The 23,609-nt window shown below is 52.0% G+C and carries 21 protein-coding genes; 3 read left to right on the top strand and 18 right to left on the bottom strand.

The features are described from left to right. Positions 1-231 precede the first annotated feature (231 nt). From FT643_RS14590 to dksA, 5 genes are all read right to left on the bottom strand, one after another. Entirely contained in the window at positions 232-1,635 is a 1,404-nt protein-coding gene (locus tag FT643_RS14590) for a sigma-54-dependent transcriptional regulator (RefSeq protein ID WP_156872137.1), read from the bottom strand. Further along, complete coding sequence (locus tag FT643_RS14585) at positions 1,613-4,597, bottom strand: sensor histidine kinase (protein ID WP_156872136.1); 2,985 nt, start codon at positions 4,595-4,597, stop codon at positions 1,613-1,615. Before FT643_RS14585 ends, FT643_RS14590 begins: the two co-directional genes overlap by 23 nt. Continuing rightward, the gene (locus tag FT643_RS23165; protein WP_198043559.1) at positions 4,587-4,763 is read right to left on the bottom strand and encodes a hypothetical protein; all 177 of its coding nucleotides are present in this window, start codon (positions 4,761-4,763) and stop codon (positions 4,587-4,589) included. The genes FT643_RS14585 and FT643_RS23165 overlap by 11 nt, the downstream gene beginning before the upstream one ends. Positions 4,764-4,799: 36 nt before the next feature. Beyond that, positions 4,800-5,717: a tRNA glutamyl-Q(34) synthetase GluQRS gene (gene gluQRS, locus FT643_RS14580; RefSeq protein WP_156872135.1), complete on the bottom strand. Its 918-nt coding sequence runs from the start codon at positions 5,715-5,717 to the stop codon at positions 4,800-4,802. A gap of 71 nt (positions 5,718-5,788) precedes the next feature. Then, entirely contained in the window at positions 5,789-6,235 is a 447-nt protein-coding gene (gene dksA, locus FT643_RS14575) for an RNA polymerase-binding protein DksA (protein WP_156872134.1), read from the bottom strand. A gap of 390 nt (positions 6,236-6,625) precedes the next feature. On the opposite strand from dksA, the gene FT643_RS14570 reads away from it, so the two are divergent. Both FT643_RS14570 and sfsA read left to right on the top strand, forming a co-directional pair. Then, complete coding sequence (locus tag FT643_RS14570) at positions 6,626-7,801, top strand: aminotransferase class I/II-fold pyridoxal phosphate-dependent enzyme (RefSeq protein ID WP_156872133.1); 1,176 nt, start codon at positions 6,626-6,628, stop codon at positions 7,799-7,801. Between the two features lie 18 nt (positions 7,802-7,819). Further along, positions 7,820-8,545, top strand: coding sequence for a DNA/RNA nuclease SfsA (gene sfsA / locus FT643_RS14565; RefSeq protein WP_156872132.1), 726 nt, complete (start codon positions 7,820-7,822; stop codon positions 8,543-8,545). Positions 8,546-8,595: 50 nt separating this feature from the next. On the opposite strand, the gene FT643_RS14560 is transcribed toward sfsA, so the two are convergent. The 3 genes from FT643_RS14560 to FT643_RS14550 all read right to left on the bottom strand — a co-directional run bounded on the left by FT643_RS14560 (position 8,596) and on the right by FT643_RS14550 (position 12,346). Continuing rightward, positions 8,596-9,543, bottom strand: a complete 948-nt coding sequence (locus tag FT643_RS14560; protein ID WP_198043558.1) for a lipase secretion chaperone — start codon at positions 9,541-9,543, stop codon at positions 8,596-8,598. Positions 9,544-9,700: 157 nt separating this feature from the next. Next, the gene (locus FT643_RS14555; protein WP_156872130.1) at positions 9,701-10,972 is read right to left on the bottom strand and encodes a diguanylate cyclase; all 1,272 of its coding nucleotides are present in this window, start codon (positions 10,970-10,972) and stop codon (positions 9,701-9,703) included. Between the two features lie 96 nt (positions 10,973-11,068). After that, a complete protein-coding gene (locus tag FT643_RS14550) occupies positions 11,069-12,346 on the bottom strand; it encodes an HD-GYP domain-containing protein (RefSeq protein WP_156872129.1) in 1,278 nt (425 codons plus the stop codon). 696 nt (positions 12,347-13,042) lie between these two features. On the opposite strand from FT643_RS14550, the gene FT643_RS14545 reads away from it, so the two are divergent. Then, positions 13,043-13,495: a hypothetical protein gene (locus FT643_RS14545; protein WP_156872128.1), complete on the top strand. Its 453-nt coding sequence runs from the start codon at positions 13,043-13,045 to the stop codon at positions 13,493-13,495. On the opposite strand, the gene FT643_RS14540 is transcribed toward FT643_RS14545, so the two are convergent. The 10 genes from FT643_RS14540 to rlmH all read right to left on the bottom strand — a co-directional run bounded on the left by FT643_RS14540 (position 13,484) and on the right by rlmH (position 23,603). Further along, the gene (locus FT643_RS14540) at positions 13,484-14,836 is read right to left on the bottom strand and encodes a bifunctional DedA family/phosphatase PAP2 family protein (RefSeq protein WP_156872127.1); all 1,353 of its coding nucleotides are present in this window, start codon (positions 14,834-14,836) and stop codon (positions 13,484-13,486) included. The genes FT643_RS14545 and FT643_RS14540 overlap by 12 nt on opposite strands. A gap of 24 nt (positions 14,837-14,860) precedes the next feature. Further along, positions 14,861-15,910: a lipoyl synthase gene (lipA, locus tag FT643_RS14535; protein WP_156872126.1), complete on the bottom strand. Its 1,050-nt coding sequence runs from the start codon at positions 15,908-15,910 to the stop codon at positions 14,861-14,863. Continuing rightward, positions 15,907-16,554 (bottom strand): lipoyl(octanoyl) transferase LipB, encoded by a 648-nt coding sequence (gene lipB / locus FT643_RS14530; RefSeq protein WP_156872125.1) that lies wholly within the window; start codon positions 16,552-16,554, stop codon positions 15,907-15,909. Before lipB ends, lipA begins: the two co-directional genes overlap by 4 nt. Positions 16,555-16,570: 16 nt before the next feature. Beyond that, a complete protein-coding gene (locus FT643_RS14525) occupies positions 16,571-16,837 on the bottom strand; it encodes a YbeD family protein (RefSeq protein WP_156872124.1) in 267 nt (88 codons plus the stop codon). A 108-nt stretch (positions 16,838-16,945) separates the two neighbouring features. Further along, entirely contained in the window at positions 16,946-18,100 is a 1,155-nt protein-coding gene (locus FT643_RS14520; RefSeq protein WP_156872123.1) for a D-alanyl-D-alanine carboxypeptidase family protein, read from the bottom strand. A 69-nt stretch (positions 18,101-18,169) separates the two neighbouring features. Then, complete coding sequence (locus FT643_RS23800) at positions 18,170-19,006, bottom strand: septal ring lytic transglycosylase RlpA family protein (protein ID WP_198043557.1); 837 nt, start codon at positions 19,004-19,006, stop codon at positions 18,170-18,172. After that, positions 19,003-20,064: a lytic murein transglycosylase B gene (mltB, locus tag FT643_RS14510; protein WP_156872122.1), complete on the bottom strand. Its 1,062-nt coding sequence runs from the start codon at positions 20,062-20,064 to the stop codon at positions 19,003-19,005. The genes FT643_RS23800 and mltB overlap by 4 nt, the downstream gene beginning before the upstream one ends. A gap of 37 nt (positions 20,065-20,101) precedes the next feature. Further along, on the bottom strand, positions 20,102-21,244 hold the full coding sequence (rodA, locus tag FT643_RS14505) for a rod shape-determining protein RodA (RefSeq protein ID WP_156872121.1): 1,143 nt from the start codon (positions 21,242-21,244) through the stop codon (positions 20,102-20,104). Next, the gene (gene mrdA / locus FT643_RS14500) at positions 21,241-23,121 is read right to left on the bottom strand and encodes a penicillin-binding protein 2 (RefSeq protein WP_156872120.1); all 1,881 of its coding nucleotides are present in this window, start codon (positions 23,119-23,121) and stop codon (positions 21,241-21,243) included. Before mrdA ends, rodA begins: the two co-directional genes overlap by 4 nt. Before the next feature lie 14 nt (positions 23,122-23,135). Beyond that, a complete protein-coding gene (gene rlmH / locus FT643_RS14495; protein WP_156872119.1) occupies positions 23,136-23,603 on the bottom strand; it encodes a 23S rRNA (pseudouridine(1915)-N(3))-methyltransferase RlmH in 468 nt (155 codons plus the stop codon). Positions 23,604-23,609: the final 6 nt, after the last annotated feature.

Raw genomic sequence — 23,609 nt, 5'->3', positions numbered from 1 at the left:
CCGCTGTGTGTAGGTAGGTAACACTTATGGGTAGTGTGGGGGAGGTAACAGGTTCCGTTACAGATTGTTAAATTTGTTAACATATCAACGTTTTGAGGCCTGCTATTCGGCCATTGGCGTCAGGGGCGCAGGCCAATCCGGGCCATTGCCTAAAAACGGTAGGTAACGTTATGTAACAGGTGGAAAAGCAGGGCGGAGAGAGGAGGGCAGGGCTGCTGTCAGATTTTTGTCTTATCGGGCGCCCGCTTTTTTGCGAGGAATGCCAAGCCGTTGCCGCCGCTCCCACAGGCATTTACGACTAATGCCTAGTTTTTGAGCTAGTTCGGTTTCCGTCATCTGGTCCTGGTGTTCCAATACAAAGCGTTGGAAGTAGTCTTCCAGGGACAGGTCTTCAGCCGGGTCCTGTACTTCTTCGTGCTTTTGCAGGCTGTTGCGCGGAGTGGGTAGGGGCACATCATCATCCAGATCGTATTCCGGTTCGGAATGCAGATCCAGGGCCATCAGGTCAGGTGCAATGACCTGGCCGTCACACAAGATAACCGCGCGTTCGATGGCATTTTCCAATTCACGTACGTTGCCGGGCCAGCGATAACTATTAATTGCTTTCAGAGCCTCGGCACTAAAACTCATCTCTTTCTTTGCCATGCGACGGGCTGTGCGGATCAGCATTTCCAAGGCCAGCTTTTCAACATCGGCTCCCCGTTCACGCAAGGGGGGCAGTTTCAGCTCCACTACGTGCAGGCGGTAATATAAATCTTCGCGGAATCGGCCTTCTTTGGCGAGAAACTTTAGATTGCGGTGGGTCGCTGCGACCAAGCGTACATCTACGGTCTTGGATTGCACGGAACCGACACGACGCACTTCTTTTTCCTGCAGTAGCCTCAGCAGGCGGGCCTGGGCTTCCATTGGCAGTTCACCGATTTCATCCAGGAACAGCGTGCCGCCGTCAGCGGCTTCAACCAGTCCTTTGCGATTCGCATTGGCCCCGGTAAATGCGCCTTTTTCGTGGCCAAACAACTCGGATTCAATCAGGGTTTCCGGAATGGCCGCACAGTTAACGGATATCAAAGGGCCGGCACTACGTAAGCTTTGGTCGTGCACCGCTCGCGCTACCAGTTCTTTACCGGTGCCGGATTCCCCCAGCACAAGCACAGTGGAATCAGTCGGGGAAACTTTTTGGATGTTTTTGAACAATACCTGCATGGATTCGCATTCGCCAATCATGCCGGTAGTGGGGTAATCGCGGCTGATTTGTGATTTTAAAGCCTGATTTTCACGCTGCAGCGCTTTCTCTTTCAGAATGCGTTCAACGGACATGAGCATTTCATCGTGATCGAAGGGCTTTGCGATGTAGTCTACCGCGCCCATCTTCATGGATTCTACGGCGGATTTGAGGCTCGCATAGCTGGTCATCACCAATACAGGGATGCCTTCAGCATGGGAAATGATGTCGGTGCCGGGCGCGCCAGGCAGGCGCAGATCGGTGATGATCAGATCAAAGTCAGGCAATTTAAAATTATCGAGGGCATCCTGCACGGCTCCGGCTTCACTGATTTGATAGCCGCTACGTTCCAAAAGACGACGCAAAGCATTGCGTATGACTGCTTCGTCTTCAACGATCAGGATATGGCTCATGCTGTTCCTCATGGTTGACATCACTTGCGCTCGATTCGCTCGTTTGCAAACTGAAACGAGGAAGAGTAATGGTAACACGGGTTCCGCCCTTTTCGGAATCTAAAGGACTCTGGATTGTGATTTGTCCGTAGTGCTCCTCTATTATGCTATAGACGAGTGACATTCCTAAACCGGTACCTTTACCGGGGTCCTTGGTTGTTACAAAAGGTTCGTAAATACGCTTGAGTACTTCTGCCGGTATGCCGCTTCCATTATCTTCAACATCCACTACGATGGTGTGATCCAGCTGTTGGCTGCTGATGCTGACTTTACCATCGGCAGCCTGCTCATGCTGCATAGCATCACGGGCATTGCTGAATAAATTAATAAAAACCTGAGTTAGTTTTTGCTGGTCGCCTTTGACGCAATGATCCGGTTGCGCTGCGTTATTAAACTGAACCTGAACCGCTTCTTTGTTCAGTTGCAAGAGATCAATGGCTTCCTGAATGGATTCCTGAATGTACACCGGTTCCATGGCCACCTCGGTACTTCCGCTGTGACTGAAACTTACCAGGGATTGAACGATACGCCCGATACGTTTGGTCTGATCCAGTATTTGATCGGCGCTGTCCAGAATCACTTTATCTTCGCTGTCGAAGCGTAAATTTTGCGCCAGACAGGCAATACCGGTAATCGGGTTTCCGATTTCATGAGCGACACCCGCTGCCAGCCTGCCCACTGAAGCCAGGCGTTCGTTGTGAGCAACGTGATGTTCCAGCATTTTTACTTCGGTGGTGTCTTCCACCACCACCACCTGGCCACCCAATCCGATGGCAGCTTTGTGCAGGCTGATCCAGCGATGATTGCCGTCCAACTCCAGCTCAAGTTGAAGGTTGCGCGCTTCGTCAGACATAAAACGCTCAAAGACGCGGTTCCACGGTGCCGGAAGATGAGGAATTTGCGATCCAAGAATCTGATCTGGCGAAACCTGCGTGATTTCACCCAGAGCACTATTCCAGCCCAGCACCTCGCCGTCGTTCCCCAGCGAGCACACGCCGACCGGAAGATCCTGTAAAGTTTGTCTGTGAAATCGGCGCAGGCTGTCCAACTCCGCGGCGAGGCCAGTGAGCTTGTCATGATATTCTTCAAGCCGACTTTCAATAAAATGGATGTCTTGGGAGTTGGTGTCGTTATTCTGTATTACATAGGGCACCGACCCCGTCATAATTTCGTGAGCCACGGCAGGCCCGAGCAAGCCGGATAAATTACTTTCCAATTGATCCCGTAAACGCCGTAATGCGTAGGGCCGGGTTTCATCCAGGCTCATAGCCAGGTCATTCAATGCCAATTCTACTTCGCGCCGTGCCGTGCTCATGCCCAGCGGTTTCGCCAGTCGACCGATAAATTCCCGGGCGGATGCGATGGATAATTCCCAGCGCTGTGGTCGTCTCAGGTTATCCATATTACAGGTTTCTGCAGCCTGAATTTCGGCGGGGCTTGCTTCCGTCAGCATCGACACAATGCCGAAGATGACCGAGTTAACGAAGATGGCGATGGTAGCAATGAAGTAGCTGCTGTCCGGTTGTGGAATGGGTTTGTCAAATACCAGCGGCACAGAAATCTGAATTTGGATGCCCGGAAGAATTGGCAGTAACAGGCCGAAGATCCACACACACAGGCCTGCTGCTAAACCCGCCAGGAATCCATCCCGGGTGGCTTTGGGCCACAGCAGTACACCGAAGATACCCGGAACGAATTGCATGGTCGCAACGAACGCAAGGAAGCCGAGTTCCGATAGGGTGTGCTTGCCTTGCATCATGATATAGAAACCGTAGCTAACCAGGATAATAGCCGTAATAAGAATGCGGCGCGTCCACAGTAGCCACGAATACAAATTTTTGCGGCGATAGAACGGCGCTAACGGTAACACGATGTGATTCAGCACCATTGCAGATAACGATAGGGTGCACACGATAATGACGCCGCTGGCAGCAGAGAGACCGGCGGTAAAAACCATAATGGCCAACCATTTTGAACCCATGGCTTGTGGCACCAGCAAACTGAAATATTCCGGGTTGCTGAAAATATTTAACTTTGCCGCAGCCCATAAAATAATTAGCACCGGTAACGCAAGAATAAAAAGATAAAGAGGCAGACCCCAGCTGGCGGAAAGCAGCGCGCGGGGGTTCAGATTTTCGGTGAACGCCATGTGGTACATATGAGGCATTGCTACCGCAGCTACAAAAAATGCCGCAACCAACGCGCGCCAAGGCCCTTCTTCTAAAGGTTGGTACAATGAAACCAGTTGTTCCGGATGTTCAAGCAGCCAATCATTCAGGCCTTGTGGGCCGTCAAACACCGAAAACAGAACCACACCACCGGCGACAAAAAAGAAGATCATTTTAAGCAATGATTCGAAGGCAATGGCAACAACCAGGCCTTCGTGTTTTTCTCGCGAGCTGATGTGGCGGGCACCGAACAAGATGGCGAACAAAATAATCATCAAGACGAACAGAAATGCCAACACATCCTGGGAAATATCCTGATCCATGATGTGTACGGATTCGGCGACTGCCTGAATTTGTAGTGCTAATAAAGGCAGAATGCCGATCAGCATGGTGACGGTCACTACAGTACCGACGACCGGGCTGCGGAAACGGAATGACAACAAGTCGGCCAGAGAGCCGAGTTGATAGGTTTGGGTGAGCCGTAAAATGGGCGCCAGTATAATAGGCGCCAGCATAAACGCACCGGAGATCCCTAAATAATAGGCCAGAAAGTTGTAGCCAAAATCGTGTGCGAAACCGACCGCGCCGTAAATCCCCCAGGCACTGACAAACACGCCTAAAGACAGAACATAGGTAGCCGGATGACGAATTATGCGAACCGGTATATAGCCATGTTCAGTGAGATAGGCTGCCAGAAAAAACAGCATCAAATAGCCGACACCGATGCTGAAAATCTGAAGAATACTAAAATCCATCCAGATCCCGGCTCCGCGCAATCCAGAACGTTACCCCAATAAGAAACCCCCACACCAGAAAGGGTCGCCACCAGGATGTTCCGCTGCCAGCCCACCACTGCATGAGTGTGGGTGATAAGACGTAGGCACCCGCAATAAATATCAGAACTAAGCGATCAATGTACATTAAGCATACCCTGAAAGGAGGTAGGTTGATGGTACGTTAGGCTGTGGGCTGTTGCAAAGAGCGGCGATGGGGTACCCGTTGAATTTGCCATTGTTCTACGGCCCAGGCTAATAGGGTTTCTTTGTCGGTTGCCAAAAGGGATTGCGGCGGCTTTTGCCCCAACGCCTGCAGACAGTAGTGCAGGTGCGGCAGCGGGTTGGATAAAGGTATCGCTTCGGCATGGGTTTGCTTGGAAAGCTTCTGCCCCTGCGGATTTACAATCACCGGAAGATGGGCGTAGACCGGGTGTGGCAGCTGCAACAAGGTTTGCAGATAGCGGTGCCGGAATGCGGAATCCAGCAAGTCGCAACCGCGAACGATATGTGTTACGCCCTGGGCCGCGTCATCCAGGACCACCGCCAAGTGGTAGGCAAACAGTCCGTCTTTGCGCTGAATGACAAAGTCACCGCCATCCTGGTCGAGTTTGGTTTCCACCCACCCCTGCAGTAAATCATGAAAGCGGGTCAGGTTTGGGGACACTTTAATCCGGATAGCCGCGGGCTTCTGCGGTTTCTGGTAACAGCGGCGGCAGGTCCCGGGGTAGGTGGCAGATCCGGTGAGGGCAAAAATATCCGCACGTGAGCAGGTGCAATAAAAAGCGTTTTGTTGCTGCAGTAATTGATCCACAAGGGATTGATATAATGGGGAGCGTTGGCTCTGATAGAGCACATCGCCGTCCCAATCGAGTCCATAAAATTGCAGGGTATCCAGTATTCGCTCAGCGGCACCGGGTTGGGTTCTGGGTGGATCGAGATCCTCCATGCGTACCAGCCAGGTTCCGTTATGGGCGCGCGCATCCAGAAAACTGGCTACCGCCGTCATCAATGAGCCGATATGGAGAGGTCCGGTAGGCGAAGGTGCAAAACGGCCGATATAAGGGTGCTTTTTTGCTTCGGAATCCGGTGTCTTAGTCATGTAATAGAAAAGGCACGGGTATGGCCGTGCCTTTCTTAATTAGAGAGCAGGCTCTAACGGGGCGGGAATAATCACGTACCCCATTGTTTCTCTTTGATCTCCTGCAATGTTTTGCAGTCGATGCACAGTGTTGCGGTGGGCCGTGCTTCCAGTCGGCGGATACCGATTTCGATGCCACAGGCTTCACACCAGCCATACTCTTCTTTTTCGATGGTACCCAGAGCTTGGTTGATTTTGCGAATCAATTTACGTTCGCGATCGCGTGTACGCAGCTCCAGGCTGAATTCCTCTTCTTGAGTTGCACGATCGGCTGCATCAGGAAGGTTAACGGACTCATCTTTCATGTGGTGCACAGTGCGATCGACTTCTTCCATCAGTTCCTGGCGCCAGTTGAGTAGAATCTGTCTGAAGTGCTCCAGCTGACCTTTACTCATGTATTCCTCATCTTTGGCCGTTTCGTAAGGCTCAAAATGGGATCGTGAGAGTTCAACGACATTCTTCTTTTTTCTTGTTGCCATAAGCGTAATCCTCGCAACTGCTCAATCTTTAATCTATATCAGCAAAACCCAAGATTGGCAAATCCTTGATATTGCTTGATCCTGCAGTACTTTAGGTTTTATAACTTCGGTACATTAGTTGATCGGGTGAAGCCTTAAGTGAAGCATATACCCCTGATTTTGCAGCAGCATATTCATCAATCTTGGTCCTTACCCACCATCCCGCCGGTAGTATGAGCAATAAACATCAGAGCTTCGGGCTTTATATAACGACCTGTTATATTATCCCCGCGCAGGCGCTCTCCAGCGACAAGCGCCCGATCATAACCCCATTTTACGGGCTATGGAATACCGGCGACCTGTGATCTTTTACCACTTTTGTGAAAAAACAATGACAAGAGGAAGTCAATTTTGCTAAAGCTCGCTGACAGAGCCGCTCAGATCAAATCCTTTCACGTCATGGCGCTGGTGGAGCAGGCGGCGCAACTGGAAGCTCAGGGGCGGGATATCATCCATCTGGAAGTGGGAGAGCCGGATTTTCCGACACCCGCCAATGTGGTAGCCGCGGGGGTCGCGGCCATGCAGGAAGGCAAAACCCGTTATACGGCGGCCCTGGGTTTACCGGCACTACGTCAGGCCATATCCGATTTCTATCAGTCCCGGCTGGGCGTGTCTGTCGCTCCGGACCGGATCATGATCACACCGGGTGCATCCGGCGCAATCGGGCTGGTTAGCGGTTTGTTGTTTAATGCCGGCGACGGCGTTCTGTTGTCCGATCCGGGCTATCCCTGTAACGATAACTTTCTGCATCTGGTGGGGGCATTGCCGCAGCGTGTTGCGGTCAGTGAGGCGACGCAGTTCCAGCTTACCGATGAATTGGTCCAGCAACATTGGCGCGATAACACGCGGGGTGTCTGGCTTGCTTCGCCTTCCAACCCCACCGGGACCTTGATCCCACTGGCTGAAATGAAAAAAATCAAGTGGCGGGCGGAACAGGCCGGTACGGCTTTAATCGTGGACGAAATTTATCACTGCCTCAGCTATGAGCAGGAACCGCAAACCGTGTTGTCGTTGCCGGATGCCGGTAATAACGTGTTTGTACTGAATAGCTTTTCCAAATATTTCAATATGACCGGTTGGCGATTGGGTTGGTTGGTCGCCCCTCAATGCCATATACCTGCCCTGGAACGTATGGCTCAGAATTTCTATCTGTCAGCGCCGACGGTAGCGCAGCACGCCGCGCTGGAGGCGTTTTCCGACACCAGCATCGGTATCTATGAAGAGCGCCGGGCCATTTTGGCAAAGCGCCGGGATTTTTTGTTGGCAGCGTTACCGAAGCTGGGAATACGGGTTCCGGTTGCACCCCAGGGGGCCTTTTATATCTATTGTGATATCGCTGAACTGGGCATAGGCAGCTTTGAGTTTTGTCAGAAATTACTGAACAGCGCAGGGGTTGCGGTGACACCCGGGATTGATTTTGGTGAGCATCGGGCCGAGCGCTATATCCGTATTGCTTATACCGCTGATGAAAGTCGCTTGGCACAGGCCGTGGATCGTATTGCGCATTTTATAAAACCGTATCAATAACAGAGTTGGATCTACATCATGAAGTTTGAGCCTCCTTTTCAGCAAGGTACATTGATAAAGCGCTACAAACGGTTTTTGGCCGACATTACATTGGATGACGGTTCCGAGCTGACCCTGCATTGCCCCAATACGGGCTCAATGAAGAATTGCGCCACACCTGGCAGTGCTGTGTGGTTTTCGGATAGCGGTAATCCCAAACGTAAATATCGTCACACCTGGGAATTGGTTGATGTCGGGGGAGGCGCCGTTGCAGGTATCAATACTGGCCGGGCGAATCACCTGGTGCGGGAGGCGATTGAGGGTGGCGTTATCGAGTCATTGCAAGGATTCGATACGTTGCGCAGCGAAGTAAAATACGGCAAAGAAAAAAGTCGTATTGATTTTTTACTGACGTTTGGGGAACAGCAGTGTTTCGTTGAGGTGAAGAGCGTAACACTGGGTGAAGCGGTGTCTGGTGAAGATGCGACAATTGGTTTCTTTCCAGACGCGGTGACCACCCGGGGTCAAAAACATTTGCGTGAATTGATCTCAATGGTGGAGGAGGGACACCGTGCGGTGTTGTTTTTTTGCGTTCAGCACACCGGTGTGAGCCGGGTGCGTCCGGCGGATCACATCGATCCTGAATACGGCGCTATTTTGCGACAGGCCGCAGAGGCCGGTGTGGAAGTAATGGCTTGGCAATGTAAATTGAATGCCAAAGAAGCCTTACTGGTAGCACCGTTGCCAATGGACATTCACAGGTAAAGGGACGCAGGTTCGGACAGCGGATTACGGCCCTTCGCTCCCTCGGTGGGTTAAAGACTCTTGGACCGATCCAGGGTTTCAACGCGCAATAATTCGGTGCCGGAAAACAGCTCTTTGCGCAGATGTTGCAGTGCTTCCGCCTGCTTTTCCGGAGACGGGTTTTCCTGAGTCAGTTTTTCCCGTGTAGCCTGATATTCTTTAAAGCGTCGCATAAAATCAGGGTCAGGTTCGGCAAAGGTGAAATTCGGCTGAATTAAAGCAGAAGCAGCGGTTTGTTCAGCCAGTGCCTTAAAGCCATCCGGATCGGCAACTGCGACCGCCAGAGTGCTGAGCAGTTCCTGGCTTTGGTCCAATACGTTTTGCGCGCGGGATTGAACGGTGGAGGGCAGTGTCTGAATCTTTTCCTCAAGCTGATGTTGAACCTCGATGGGGTTTTTTTCGGACAGCATCAGGTCCAGGTAATCTTTTGAGAATTGCTCCAGTTGCACCCAATCAGAGAACATGCCTTCTGCATTGGTCAGGCCCAAGTAGTCTTTCCGCAGGCGCTCCACTCGCTCTAACGCTTCTGACAAGCCAGGGGGGCCTTCCATAGGGAGCAGTTGCAGGGCCAGATTGTATTCGACGTAATGATTGAGCATGGATTCAAGCTGTTCGAATGCGGCCGGCGACAATGCATCTTTGCTTTGTGATAACACGTTGCCTTTCCATTGACTCACCGGCGTTTCGCCGTGTTCCCTTGCTATCTGATCGAAGAGCTGGCGAATCGCCGGTGTGGGGATCAGTGCGCCGTTATTGTCCAGGCTCAGAGGAAACCCTCTGACGTTAACAGTGTTGGCTTCCGCCGGTTTCGGCTGACTCGCTGTCTGAGGCGTATCGACCGGTACTTCTATCATCGCGGGTGATTCGGCTTCCTGTAAAGTCGTCTCATCATTTGCCAGCCAGTAAACCAGCAGCAATCCCGCGAGTGCTGCACCCAGCAGTGTTATTGTTTTTCGCATTGACGGTTCTCTAGAAAATGGGACTTGGTTGATTGCAGGTAAGGCATCAAGCCAGGGCTCGTCAGTTGGAGTAGAGTAAAGGGAACCCGGGTGCAAGTCCATGGTGCATTTGTGAGCGTTTAGTCAGTGATCAGTTGGGCCGGCCAGCGGGTTGACCTCAGGTCAGGCTGATCAGGTTTTGCTGTTCCGGTTCGGCTGGGGATAGCAGAGTGTTGAACCAACCGTTACGGCCGCTCTCTTTCGATTTGTAAAGCATTTGATCCGCTCTGCTGACCAGTTTTTCGGGGTTCAGGCTCTGTACAGGATAGACTGTGGCTGCCCCCAGGCTGGCCGTTACCACTTTGGCAACATTGGAGCCTTCATGGGTAATGCCGAGGTCGATGATGCGTTGCTGAATACGAACCAACGTGTTTTTGATCTGGTTTGCATCGATATTGGGGTAAAGCAGAATGAACTCTTCGCCACCATAGCGACCGACTAATTCCGCCGGGCGGCTGGCCTCCTGTTTTAAGGCTCTGGACACCTGGATAAGACAATGATCACCGGATTGATGTCCATACAGATCGTTGTATTGTTTGAAATAGTCGATGTCCAGGAGGATCACCGACAGGGGTTTTTTCTCCCGCATACAGCGGCTCCATTCCATCTTCAGGCATTCGTCAAAATAGCGCCGGTTTGCCAATCCTGTCAGTGCATCTTCCCGCGATAGTCTCTCCAGATGTTGGTTGAGCAGATCCTTTTCAGCCTTGTCAATATCCAGTAGCAACCCCTGCAGAAACATTGCTCGTTCCCGATGTTCGATAATGTAGGTGATGCCCATACCGATCACGTTGGCGAAGATAAAAAAGGTCTGGAACTCAAAGAAGGACTGATGCAGGTTAAACCAGGCTGTGATGGACAGATTCAATAGTCCTCCCAGAACACACCAGGCTACCGTGTTGTAGAAGCGCATTTTGGACATGGCGTACACCACCATCACCACATAGATGGTCACTGCGTGCGTACCTGCAACGATGGCCGGGTGCTCCACGGTGGCAGAGGTGGTCATGGCAGCAGCGATCACCAACATGGAAGTGAGGCCGGTGTACCAATGAAACCAGGGGTCTAATTTTTTTGAGCGGGCACAGGCGTAAATAAAAACCAGGCCAGCACCGGTGAGTATGTAGGTGTAAGTGGCGATGCCTTTGTGGTAATCCTTAAACTGAATAAAGGCGATCAGCCCCATCAGAATATACAGTCCTGCCAGATAGACGCTGTTGGATAAAATATTCCTAAGTGCCAGTTTACGGTAGGATTCTGTGAAATAGCATTCCAGATAGTAGGGAAACAACAGCAAATGAAAGCCGGATTGAAGTACATCTTCAATCTCGTGCTTGAGTGCCGGATCAGCAATGGCGAGATGTTCTGTGCGAAAAGCTAGGTTCGACATTCATTTACTCGGTTAATAGCCGGTAGAAAAGGTACCGCTATTAATTATTAGCAGAAAGCGCACAATACTTCCTGCGTTATTGCGAATCTTATAATTTTATAATGTCGTAGCCTGTTTAAAATAGCGCCTGTGCCGGTGCTCGTTGTCTGACGGAAGCGAAGGTACGCTGGTCACAATAAAGTCCTCGCAATTGGCTGAACTTAAATCAACCACCCGGCGCCGAAAAATTTCCCAGGGTTTGCGGTCGTCTTCCAGGATCAGCAATTTGGGTTTGAGCCGCGCCTGATTCTGGCCGATAACAATGGCCAGCCGGCTTTCATTCAGTTGCACCACTGAGCCGGTGGGGTAAAGTCCGATTGCCTGAATAAACTCCTCCACCAAATGGGCATCAAATAATGTATTGCGTTTCTTATACAGCTCGCGCACGGCATCTGTGGAGGAGAGGGGGCGATCGCGGAAATCGTAGCTGACCAGATTCTCATAGTAATCGGCAATGCCGATCAATTGAGATAAAAACGGAATGTGTCGACCGCTGACGCCACGGGGAAAACCACTACCGTCATAACGCTCAAGGTGGTGGGACACCAATTTCACCACACGGCCATTAAAGGCATTTTTGGAGCGCAGCAACTTGACCCCTCGCACCAGCGACCACTTCAGCATTTCGTTAACGTGCGGTGTTGGGGTGCCTTTTGCGCGCAGGATTTCCTGGGGGATCGTGGTGTAACCAATTTTGCAGAGCAGGGAGGCCAGTGCCAGATCACACAATGTATCCCGGGTAAGATCCAAGTGACGGCCCGTGAGTATCGCCCAAGAGGCCAGGCGAATACTGTAATTGAGTACATCTTCGCTGTGGCTTTCGATGCGGGAAAGATAGGCAAAGGCATCGGGGTTGCGGATGACGCTGCTAACCAGGTCGTTGGAAATGGTTTTTAGGGTATCAAAGCGCAATCGGCCTTCGCCAGCCAGGGCCTGGAGGGTGCGGCTGATGTTCTCCGATATCCGTCTGTGCACTTTACGGGCATACCGCATTTCGGAACTGAGGTTGCTGATATTCTGATATGGCCGGTCATTTTGCATTGCCCGCAGGCGTAAATTTAAAATTTCACGAGCCCGTTTCGCCTGTCCCGATTCGAACGTAGCCGAGTTCAGTATCGGGTCTGTATCCCGGGTTAGATTGAGGGAAATGCGCGATTTACGCGAGTCGACGTTTACCCATTTGCACAAGTATTTTAATTGTTCTAACTGTTCTCTGTCTTCCAGGTGAAAGCCCTGCAGGGGGAATGGTGTTTCACCCCAGGGTCGATCGATTCCTGAAATGTACATGCCGATCTGTAGTTCATCGACAGAGACTTGTTGTGTCCTGATGGCCATGTAAACAAGCTGCTATAAATTTGAACCCGAATAAGTTCAGTGATTGGAGGTGACTAGTTTTTTTAGGATTGTAGTCCTCAGCGTGCCGAAAATGCAAAGTGGTTCTCGGTTATTCATGTTGATTTATGTAACGGCCCGTAATATTGGCCGCACTGTATTAGTGTAAAGGTACTTTCACATAGCATTCGCCCGGATACAGGGAAACCGGACAGCCTGAGAGTGGGAGTTTTACTGCGTGAAAAGGAGGAGAGTGGTCTCTCTCACATCAGGTCAGGCGCTTATTAGTTTGATTATGGCCTTCCCTGATCCGAGAGAGTGGGGGCATCTTAAATACATAATGTTACATTTGCAAGACCGCGGGGGCGGCGAAGCAATTCCTGTTGGTTTTCCTTTGAAAATGTGAACTAAAAACCAAAATTACAAATTCGAACGAGCTGTATTACAGCGTCTTCTGCAGTGAGCATTGGGTGTTGGGCGGGTGAAATTAAAAGTAAAGCGGCGAACGCTGATTCGATTCTGGCCTGTTGGTAGCACATTTTAATTGAAGGCCGGCTTAGTCCGCTTCAACTTCGCGCATTGCTTACAGAATGATGTAAAAGGCAGCCCTTTTTATTGTCAATTTTGTTACTAAATAGCAGTGTTAAATCGTTGCACCGGACAATATGATTCGCGCATTGATCAAATGGAGAATTGACGATGAAAATAGCGAAAGCCTTGCCATTCACCTTTGTCTTCTTAGCCGGTTGCGCATCCCATGACCTTGCAAAAACAGCAACGCCAGACGGCAGAGCGTGCGCAAAAAATTTTACATACGATCGTGGATTATTAACTGAAACGGTTTACCGGACACACGAAGTGCTGGGTGGAATTGAAAAAGACGAAGCCCTGAAAAATACCACCAATTATATAATGCTCGAAGGCTGGAAGATCACTAACACAGACCAGGAGTTGGGCATTCTCAGTGCGGCGCAGAACGTATCGTTCAGTGATAGAAAAACGGCACCGTTGAATATTTCCTTTACACCGAACGAGGAAGGGCTGAATGTCTCGGTGTCGTTTGCGATATCAGCGGGGATCCATTCTCCGGCAGACGAGGTCAGGAAAACATTCTGTGAGATGATTGCGTCTGCCCGCCTGTTATCCGGCTAACGGACGGTATCGTTGCAGAATATCGGTGAAATGCGGCAACACCCAATATCCCAGGCTGGCTATCCAGGCGAATAGGGTGGCGATTACTACCGGCCACGGGCGTACTCTGATAAAGGGTTGTTTTAAAATTAACGTATACAATAACCCCAAAACCATGCCGCCCAATAAAATGCCACCGATGATATCCGTTAGCCAATGGACGGTGAGATACAAACGTGATGCTGCGACGGTCATGACCAGCATGGCAACGCCGCTGAGCACTGCTTTTTGTCGGCGGTGAGGAATGCCCGGCAGGCATAATATGGCTAGGGTACCCAGGAACACGAGGGCCATGGTGGTGTGGCCACTGGGAAAGGCGTACGACTCAGGCAAACTGGAAACCAGCGGTGGCCGGGGCCAGGCAAAACCGTTTTTCATCACGCGCAGAAGGAGTTGGCCGAAAAGCAGTGTGCCGACCCAGAGCGCGGCTGCATAAAGATTGCGTTGCCAGACCAGTGCCATCGTGACACAGGCTGCCCATAATATCATCGGGTCCCGGTAGCCGATTTGGGTGAGCCCGACAAAGAAGATATCCAGCCAGATTTGTCGTAACGAAACCGCCCACAAGGCGAATTGCTGATTGAGTGCGACGATGGCAGACAGTTGCATTAGCTGCGACACCATGATGAACAGTGCACAGCAGCTGGCGGTGGTGAGCAGAGCCAGCAGAATTTTCTGGCGCCGGTTGCCGATGCGCTGGTGCAACCACCAGATAATCTGAGCCAGCAACCAACCGCAAAGCAAGGCACCCAGAATAAAACCGATATGGCGAGCGGACAGTGCGTGTTGTCCTTCCAGGCTGGCGCCCACCAGATAGCCGGGCATCAGATACGCTGGCGCCCAGGCCAGCGCGGAAATCAAGTTGATGGTAAAGAAACGGCTGCGAGGCATTTGCATAAAGCCGGCTATCAGCGGCATTACGGGTCGAATGGGACCAATAAAGCGGCCCAAAACAATGCCCATTAATCCGTATTGACGAAAAAAGGCTTCGCCTTTTTCGATCCATTGGGGGTGTTTGCGTAGCAGAGGGAGTTGCCTGATCCAACCGTGATAGTGATAGCCCAGCAGAAAACTGATGCCATCGCCGAGAATGGAACCAACAAAGCCGGCGGCCAGCACTCCGGGTAACGGCATATGGACAGAGCCTGCAGCGACCGCCGCGGCAAATAGCAGGGCAATGCCCGGAACCAAAATGCCCACAAGCGCCAGTGATTCGGCAAAGGAAATAATGGCAATCGCGACCAGAATCAGATTTTGATGTGACGCCAACCAATGAGTCAGAGACTCAAATGTCTGTTCCATTGGATTGCCTTAATGCGAATTTAATTAATGCGGTTTTTGCTCAGGTTTGAGGCTGTTCTTATGTACCTGGTTGACGTCTTCACCGCGTAATTGCAGATCAGCATGATAAGACGAACGCACCAGCGGGCCACTGGCGACATTCAGGAACCCCAGCTGGTCGCCAAATAGCTTAAATTCTTCAAATTCATCCGGGTGAACAAATCGGTCAACCGGGCTGTGTTGTTTGCTCGGTTGCAGGTATTGGCCAATGGTGACCATATCCACACGGTGGCGGTGTAAATCCTCCATCACCGTTTTGACTTCCTCATTGGTTTCGCCGAGGCCGACCATTAGGCCGGATTTAGTCGCCACCTGAGGCATACGATCTTTATATTGTTTCAGCAAATCCAGAGACCACTGGTAATCCGAGCCGGGACGGATTGCCTTGTACAGGCGCGGCACGTTTTCCAGGTTGTGATTGAATACATCCGGTGGATCTGCTTCAAAACAATCCAGAGCGACTTCCATGCGGCCACGAAAATCCGGTACCAGGACTTCGATTTTGGTATTGGGGCTGGATTCGCGGATGGCGCGGATGCAGGAGGCAAAATGGGCGGCTCCACCATCGCGCAGGTCATCGCGGTCGACCGAGGTGACCACCACGTATTTAAGATTGAGTGCCGCAACGGATTCAGCCAGGTGTTTAGGTTCATCCGGGTCCAGTGCATTGGGGCGTCCGTGGGCGACATCGCAGAACGGGCAGCGCCGGGTACAGATATCGCCCATGACCATAAAGGTCGCAGTGCCGCCGCCGAAACATTCCGGCAGGTTAGGGCAGGAAGCCTCTTCACAAACCGTGTGCAGCTTTTGCGCGCGCAGGAGCGTTTTGATGCGTTGCACTTCGCCGTTGGCGGGTACCCTTACCCGGATCCAGTCTGGCTTACGAGGCAGGTCACTGGTGGGTATGACTTTTACCGGTATGCGGGCAACCTTGTCGGCGCCACGCAGCTTTTCACCTTGCACCACTTTACGTTGAGCCAGTGCCGGCTTCGAGGAAGGGGTGTTACTGGTGTTGTCGGTGTTCTGTTGGCTCATACTGCGGACCGCGGCTCGGTTGTGTGGTGGACGTCATTATATCCCAGGTTGACCTGCAAATAATGGGCTAATCGTTGACTAATCCGGCTCATATCCGGGTTTTCACTGAAATCTTTTACCTGGGTCATGGCCAGACCTTGATAACCGCACGGGTTGATGCGCTGAAACGGCTCCAGGTCCATGTCGACATTCAAGGCTAATCCATGAAACGATCGACCATGGCGAATGCGCAGACCCAGTGAGGCAATTTTCTTATCTCCGGCATAGACTCCGGGGGCGTCTGCCCTGGGGGCCGAATCGATATCCCATTCCTGCAGAGTGTCCACCAGGCTGCTTTCAATATCGCTCACGAGTTGGCGGACGCCTAATTTTTTCCGGCTCAGATCAATCATCAGATAGCCAACCAATTGGCCGGGGCCGTGATAGGTGACCTGCCCCCCTCTGTCCACCTGAATTACCGGGATATCGCCCGCAGCCAACACATGCTCGGCTTTGCCGGCCTGCCCCTGAGTGAAGACACGGGGGTGTTGCAGCAGCCAGATCTCATCGCTATCACCCGGCCCTCTGGACTCCGTGAATTGTTTCATCGCGCGCCAGGTGGTGGTGTAGTCCAGCAGCCCTAAATGTCGGAAGAGGATGTCCATGATGGTCGCTTTTGCGTTAAAGCGTGAGATGAATTTCGGGCCGCTCGTGCAGCTCCTGGAAGAGCGCTTCTACTTGTTCTTTATGGGTGAAATGGACGTCCACGGTGACCGCGGTGTATTTGCCGGCACCACTCTGTCTGGCGCGGATGCTGGCGCGATCAAAATCCGGGGCGTGGCGTGACACAACCTCGGTTACCACATCCACCAGGGGGTACTCCGATAGACCGACTATTTTTACGCTGTGGACACAGGGAAAATCCCACAAATGTTCCTGAATTCCCATTTGATTACCTATTTCTGTGCCTTAGGAGGCACTTATCGATCAAACAATGCGGCCATTGTACGCTATCGGCATTGCGGCTGCATTGGTCGGGTTGTAACCCTTTGTGGGTCAGAACCAGCTTTTAACCAATAACACGATCATATGCCACAAGCGCTTGATCAGGCCGCCTTCTTCGACGGTTTCCAGTGCGATCAGGGGCTTGGTCGCAACAGTTTCATTATTCAGCGTGAGCTTGATGGTGCCGATTTTCTCGCCCTCGGTGATCGGAGCCTCCAGCAGCTCGGGTACTTCCAGGTCGGTCGTAATACTGCCGGCACTGCCACGGGGAATCGTCAACCAGATGGCTTCTTCGGTGCCCAGTTTCAGGGTGTTGGCGCTGCCTTTCCAGATATCAGACTCCAACAACTCCTGTTTAGCGTCGTAGCTTTTCACGGTTTCAAAAAAGCGGAAGCCGTAGGTGATCAGTTTCTGGCTTTCTGAGGAGCGGGCCTTTTCTGATTCAGTACCCATGACAACGGAGATCAGGCGCATACCGTCTTTTATGGCCGAGGACACCAGACAATAGCCCGCTTCCTTGGTGTGACCGGTCTTGATGCCATCTACGGAATCGTCTTGCCACAGCAAACTATTGCGATTGGGTTGGCGGATTTCGTTATAGGTGAACTCCTTTTCCGCGTACATGGGATAGTCTTCGGGGTGATCATTGATGATGGCTTTTGCCAATAATGACAAGTCGCGGGCCGTGGTGTAGTGATCTTTTGCCGGCCAACCGGTGGCATTTTTAAAATTGCTGTTGTTCATGCCCAGGCTATAAGCGGTTTGATTCATTAAGTCGGCAAAGGCATCTTCACTGCCGGCAATGTATTCGGCCACTGCGATACTGGCATCGTTACCGGATTGGATAATGATGCCGCGCATCAGGTCTTCCAATTTTACGTCCGTGCCTTCGCGGATATACATTTTAGAGCCTGGTTTTCGCCAAGCCTTTTCACTGACCCGGACCATGTCGTCGTAACTGATATTACCGCTGATCACCTGCTCAGAGGCAATATACGCCGTCATCATTTTGGTGAGGCTGGCAGGGGGCAACCGTTCATCGGCATTGTGTTCGGTAATAATGTGGCCGGTCTGGGCGTCAATCAGCAACCAGGACTTCGCCGCCAGTTGCGGTGGAGACGGAATGATGGGCGCCGCCGCCCAGCTGGCGCTACTGATGAGGGAGGTAAAGAGTAGCGAAAAGCAAACAAGGTACAATTTGGTCATTATTTTCATGGTCAATAGGGGTCTTTTTCTGGTCGTTCCGTTTTTTCGCATGGTATCACAACCAATTTGTTATCTCTTGATCAATAACGGGTCGGATACCGTTTCGCGAAGCTCATATTGGACTTGTTGTGCTGCATTCTCCGACGCGAAAGGGCCGATTCGTACGCGGTGGATGGCGCTTTCGCGCGCGTCGGATTGAGAATAAATTCCTACGGGTGCTGCGGTCAATGCGATTAATTGCAGGCGCAGATTTTTCGCGGTGGATAAATCCTGGAAAGCACCGACCTGTAAATAATAACTCTGTTTGTTCCCGTTCACGGGCGCGACGTAGTTAGCCGGGCGGGTGGGGCGGGTAATGGCCTCGCGTTCCAGTTCGATCACTTCTACTTTTACCCGTGCGGTACCCTTGTTCGCATAACCAATTTTGTGAGCGGCAGCATAAGAAAGATCGATGATACGACCTTCATGAAACGGGCCGCGGTCGTTTACCCGGACCACGATTTGTTTGTTGTTATCCAAATTGGTGACGCGTACATAGCTCGGTAACGGTAGTGATTTGTGTGCAGCCGTCATGGCATAAGGGTCATAGGGCTCCTGGCTTGACGTGGGGCGACCAGCAAACTTTTTGCCATACCAGCTACCGATGCCCACTTCGTTATAGCCTTTGCTCGACGGCAACACGTGATACGTTTTGCCGAATACTTTATAAGGCGAGTGGTTGCCGTAACGGGCACGGGGCTCCCATTTTGGTTCGGCATCCGGAATATTATGCCAATCCAATATCTGTGACGGTGCGCTGTCCTGCTCGCCGGAGGGACCGGTTGCCACAGGAACCTGGCTGCTGCACGCCGCCAGTGCAAGTAGCAGCGAGACTAGAAAAAACGATCGGAACGTGGGCGTCATCATTTCGGTAGCCGTTGTTTCAATGCTTCACTCAATTGATACACGGCCATGGCATAGAGCGGGCTGTGGTTGTAGCGAGTGATGGTGTAAAAATTTTGTAACCCGATCCAGTATTCGGTTCCCTGTGCGCCTTCAAAACGCATAGCGGTAGCCAAAGACCGGTCCTCATAGGCGTCGTCGGGGATCAGCCCTGCCTTTTTAAGCTCAAGTATAGTTAATTTTGGTTTTAATGCCTGGTTGATCACGCTGTCTGTTTTTGCAGTGGATTTTTTTAGTTGAGCCTTACTTACCACCGGTTGTCCCGTTTTCCAGCCATGCTGCTTGAAATAATTGGCGACGCTGCCGATGGCATCCACCGGATCATTGATCAGATCGCGATGACCGTCGTCATTAAAATCCACGGCATAATGGCGATAGCTGCTGGAAATAAACTGGCCAAAGCCCATTGCTCCGGCGTAAGAGCCTTTGGCTTGCATCAAGTCGATTCCCGCTTCTTTTTCCAGATGAAGAAAATGTTTTAATTCACTGCGAAAGAACGGACTGCGCGGCGGATAGTCGAAGGCCAACGTGGTCAAGGCATCGATGACGCGATAATTGCCTTTGTGTTTTCCGTAACGGGTTTCAACGCCGATAATGGCAAGAATGATATAGCGTGATACGCCAAACTCCTTTTCAGCCCGTTCAAACACCGCCTGGTGTTGCTGATAGAAAGCAACACCCTGGTCGATTCGATCCTGTGTCATAAAGATGGGGCGGTACTCCGCCCAGGTTTTGGTTTTTTCCGCTGGGCGGGCGATGGCTTCCAAAATGGATTGACTCTGGTGGGCTGAAGCCAGCAACGCCTTGAGTTTGGCTTCGGGGTACGCTTTCTCTGTGCGGATCTCCTCGATAAAGGCCGCTGCCTTGGGGTGATGAAGATAGCTTTCAGACTGCTTGCTGTCGGCCGCCGCGGATACCGCGTGAGAGCAAGCCAAAAGTAGCGCGCCGGTTACAGTGGCAAAGGCGCCGGAAAGGATGCCGGAGAAAAGCCTGGAATGGGCTGGATAAAGAGTTTGCGTCAAAGTCAGGTCTCACTTGCTTTATCTGAAGAATGAATAGTTAGGTCGCCAGTAATTTGCGATGGGTCTGAATCGACATCAGAATACCAAAGCTGGCCATCAGGGTAACCACGGAAGTGCCGCCGTAACTGACCATTGGTAACGGAACGCCGACCACCGGCAGAATGCCACTGACCATACCGATATTCACGAATACATAAACAAAAAATGTCAGCGTAATAGAACCGGCCAACAGGCGCGAATAGGTATCCTGCGCGTTGATGGCGATATAGATGCCGCGGGCGACAATGGCGAAATAGATCATCAGCAGGGCGCATACGCCCAGCAAACCGAATTCTTCTGCGAGTACGGCAATAATAAAATCGGTTGAACTTTCCGGCAGAAAATCCAGGTGGGCCTGCGTACCGTGCAGCCAGCCCTTGCCTTCCCAGCCGCCGGAGCCAATGGCGGTTTTGGACTGCATTATATTCCAGCCTGAACCCCATCGATCCAGTTCAGGGTTTAAAAAGGTGAGCACCCGTTGTCGTTGATAATCGTGCATCACCATCCATACGCCGCCGCCGGCCGGGATCGCCGCCGCAAACAAACCGGCAATGTATTTCCAGTTTAGACCGGACAGAAACAAGACGATCAGCCCGGAGCTGGCAATGAGGATGGCGGTGCCCAGGTCCGGTTGTTTGGCAATGAGTAAAGTGGGTATCAGAATCAAAATGGTGGATAGCACCACCGGTTTCCAGCCCGGTGGCAATGCTCGTTCCGCCAGATACCAAGACAGCATCATGGGCACAATGACTTTCATTATTTCAGAAGGCTGAAAACGCCCCAGACCGGGTATAGCGAGCCAGCGTTGTGCGCCTTTGGCTTCCGTACCGGTGACCAAAACGCCGATGAGCAAACAAATGCCGATGCCGAACAACCAGGGTGTCCAGCGTTTGTAGACTCGTGGCGGAATGAACGCCAGCGTCATCATACCGGCAAAGCCGATGACCATTCGCACCATTTGTCGCAACATCGTATCCACGCTTTGACCACTGGCACTGTAGAGTACAAACAAGCCCACGGTGATTAAAACCAACAGGCCGCCAAGCAGTGGCGCGTCCAGGTGAATCGCCTGCATTATACCGACCCGGCGGGTGACCGGGGCCGAGGAATCCAGCTGATATTTAAAGTCCGACTGACTCATGGTTGTTGCACCGCGCGTGAAGTAGGAACGGCTGCATCTTCATCCAGTGAATGGAAATACGCATCCATGACCTGACGTGCAACCGGGGCGGCAGTGGATCCGCCGCCACCGCCGTTTTCAACCAGTACCGCTACCGCGATTTGCGGGTTGACCACCGGTGCAAAGCCGACGAACAGTGCGTGATCCCGGTGCCATTCCGTGAGCTTTTCAGCGTCGTATTCCTCATCCTGTTTGATGCCGAGCACTTGGGCGGTGCCGGTTTTGCCGGCAATGTCATAACCGGTCAGGTTTTTACTGATGCTGCGTGCTGTGCCGTGCTTGCTGTGCACCACATCGCGCATGGTCTGGATAATGCGGTCCCAGTTTTCCGGGTGGTTGAGTTTGATCGCCGGGCCTGCCTCCGGTTTGGGCTGTGGAATGCCGCCGATGGCTTTAACCATGCGCGGCTGTACCGGCACTCCGTGATTGGCCAGAATCGCAGTGGACAATGCCAATTGCAGGGGTGTCGCCAGCATGTAGCCCTGTCCTATGCCGGTGATCAGTGTTTCACCCGGAAACCAAGCCATATTACGGGTGGCTTTTTTCCAGAATCGCGAAGGCAGCAGGCCGGGACGCTCACTGGTCAGATCGATTTTGCTTTTATGGCCGAAGCCGAACGGTTCCATGACATCGTGAATTTTGTCGATGCCCATTTTGAATGCCAGATCATAAAAATAGGTGTCGCAGGACTGAACGATAGCGGTGTGCAGATCGACAACACCGTGGCCCCATTTTTTCCAATCCCGATAGTAGCGGGCGTCGTTTTCCAGCCGATAGAAGCCGGGATCATAAAGGGAAAATTGCCAGGTGGTGGTGCCACCGTCGACACCGCCCAGGCCAACAATCGGTTTAATCGTCGAGCCGGGAGGGTATTGACCTTGCAGGGCACGGTTAAACAGCGGCCGGGCTTTGGAGGTGTTCAGGTCGTTAAAAGTGGCGTAATCAATACCGGTGACAAACAGGTTCGGATCAAAGCCGGGCACGCTGACAAAAGCGAGTATGCCGCCGGTGGTCGGGTCCATGGCTACAACCGCGCCGCGCCGACCTTCCAGTGCTTTTACCGAGGCCAGTTGCGTGGGCAGATCCATAAACAGTTGCAGATTATCGCCGGGCACGGGGTCGGTGCGCTCAAGTACTTTGGTAATGCGGCCGCGGGCATCTGTTTCGATGGTCTGAAAGCCGACTTCGCCGTGCAGGCGCGGTTCGTAGAAAGCCTCGATACCGGTTTTCCCGATGTGTTCTGTGGCGCTGTAATTGGTAGCGTTAAGCTTTTTTAATTCACGCTCATTGATACGGCCCACATAGCCGACAGCGTGGGACAAGGGTTCTCCCAAGGGATAATGACGCACCAGATTGGCATCCAGGGTGACCCCAGGCAGAGAATGTTGGTTTACCGCAATGACTGCAATTTCCTGCTCCGTGAGTTTGAATTTCAGTGCTACCGGTGTAAAAGGGCGGCGGCGTTGTGATAGTCGGGTGTGAAAGCGGTCTATCTGGCTGTCCGTCAGCGCCACCAGTTTACTCAGCTCCTGAATAGTACCGTCTATATCCGGGCACAGCTCTTTGGTGATGCTGACCGCATAACTGGGGCGGTTGTCCGCCAATAATTGACCGTTGCGATCAACGATGAGACCCCGAGTGGGCGCAATTGGTTCGATAGTGACCCGGTTTTCATCCGATAGATTGCTGTATTTTTCATACTGCAGTACTTGCAGATACACCATCCGGGTGATTAATAGCAGGATGAATAGAATCACCAGAAAAATAGAGACCACTGCACGCCGGGCAAATACCTGGGTCTCCCGATAATAGTCTTTTAAGGTGATGGGCTTTGCCATAATGAACCGTGCGGTTACCTGTGGTAAGGGTGGCCTTTCAGAATCGACCAGGCCCGATAAAGTTGTTCAGCCACTAAAATTCGTACCAGCGGATGGGGTAGGGTGAGCGCCGATAATGACCAGCTTTCCTGCGCCGCCTGGCGACATCGGGTTGATAAGCCTTCCGGCCCCCCGATTAACAGCGAAATGTGTTTGCCGCTGTGCATAAGGAGTTCGAGGCGTTCAGACAGGGATTCGGTGGAGTGCGGTTTGCCGGGTACATCCAGTGTAATAACATGATCTTGCGGATGGATTGCCGCGAGCATTTGCTGTCCTTCTTTTTCGGTGATTCGCGCCAGGTCGGCATTTTTGCCCCGCTTGCCCGCAGCGATTTCCGTCAGCTCCAGTGTCAGATCCTGGTTTAGCCGCTTTTGGTATTCATTGAATCCCTGGTCTACCCAGGCGGGCATTTTTGTTCCCACTGCGATCAGGCGAATGCGCATTCCGAT

Origin of the sequence: Ketobacter sp. MCCC 1A13808 (assembly GCF_009746715.1) — a bacterium.
Taxonomy (GTDB): domain Bacteria; phylum Pseudomonadota; class Gammaproteobacteria; order Pseudomonadales; family Ketobacteraceae; genus Ketobacter.
Note: the sequence above shows the minus strand (reverse complement) of the source record. Positions and strands in the feature narration are given on the sequence as shown.

Coding starts and splice junctions, on each gene's coding strand:
- rlmH (WP_156872119.1), bottom strand. CDS start 23,603: ATGCGCATTCGCCTGATCGCAGTGGGAACAAAAATGCCCGCCTGGGTA.
- FT643_RS14525 (WP_156872124.1), bottom strand. CDS start 16,837: ATGGGAATTCAGGAACATTTGTGGGATTTTCCCTGTGTCCACAGCGTA.
- gluQRS (WP_156872135.1), bottom strand. CDS start 5,717: ATGACTAAGACACCGGATTCCGAAGCAAAAAAGCACCCTTATATCGGC.
- FT643_RS14585 (WP_156872136.1), bottom strand. CDS start 4,597: ATGGATTTTAGTATTCTTCAGATTTTCAGCATCGGTGTCGGCTATTTG.
- FT643_RS14545 (WP_156872128.1), top strand. CDS start 13,043: ATGAAAATAGCGAAAGCCTTGCCATTCACCTTTGTCTTCTTAGCCGGT.
- rodA (WP_156872121.1), bottom strand. CDS start 21,244: ATGAGTCAGTCGGACTTTAAATATCAGCTGGATTCCTCGGCCCCGGTC.
- FT643_RS14590 (WP_156872137.1), bottom strand. CDS start 1,635: ATGAGCCATATCCTGATCGTTGAAGACGAAGCAGTCATACGCAATGCT.
- sfsA (WP_156872132.1), top strand. CDS start 7,820: ATGAAGTTTGAGCCTCCTTTTCAGCAAGGTACATTGATAAAGCGCTAC.
- FT643_RS14540 (WP_156872127.1), bottom strand. CDS start 14,836: ATGGAACAGACATTTGAGTCTCTGACTCATTGGTTGGCGTCACATCAA.
- lipB (WP_156872125.1), bottom strand. CDS start 16,554: ATGGACATCCTCTTCCGACATTTAGGGCTGCTGGACTACACCACCACC.
- FT643_RS14550 (WP_156872129.1), bottom strand. CDS start 12,346: ATGGCCATCAGGACACAACAAGTCTCTGTCGATGAACTACAGATCGGC.
- mrdA (WP_156872120.1), bottom strand. CDS start 23,121: ATGGCAAAGCCCATCACCTTAAAAGACTATTATCGGGAGACCCAGGTA.
- dksA (WP_156872134.1), bottom strand. CDS start 6,235: ATGGCAACAAGAAAAAAGAAGAATGTCGTTGAACTCTCACGATCCCAT.
- FT643_RS14560 (WP_198043558.1), bottom strand. CDS start 9,543: ATGCGAAAAACAATAACACTGCTGGGTGCAGCACTCGCGGGATTGCTG.
- FT643_RS14520 (WP_156872123.1), bottom strand. CDS start 18,100: ATGACCAAATTGTACCTTGTTTGCTTTTCGCTACTCTTTACCTCCCTC.
- FT643_RS23165 (WP_198043559.1), bottom strand. CDS start 4,763: ATGTACATTGATCGCTTAGTTCTGATATTTATTGCGGGTGCCTACGTC.
- lipA (WP_156872126.1), bottom strand. CDS start 15,910: ATGAGCCAACAGAACACCGACAACACCAGTAACACCCCTTCCTCGAAG.
- FT643_RS14555 (WP_156872130.1), bottom strand. CDS start 10,972: ATGTCGAACCTAGCTTTTCGCACAGAACATCTCGCCATTGCTGATCCG.
- FT643_RS23800 (WP_198043557.1), bottom strand. CDS start 19,006: ATGATGACGCCCACGTTCCGATCGTTTTTTCTAGTCTCGCTGCTACTT.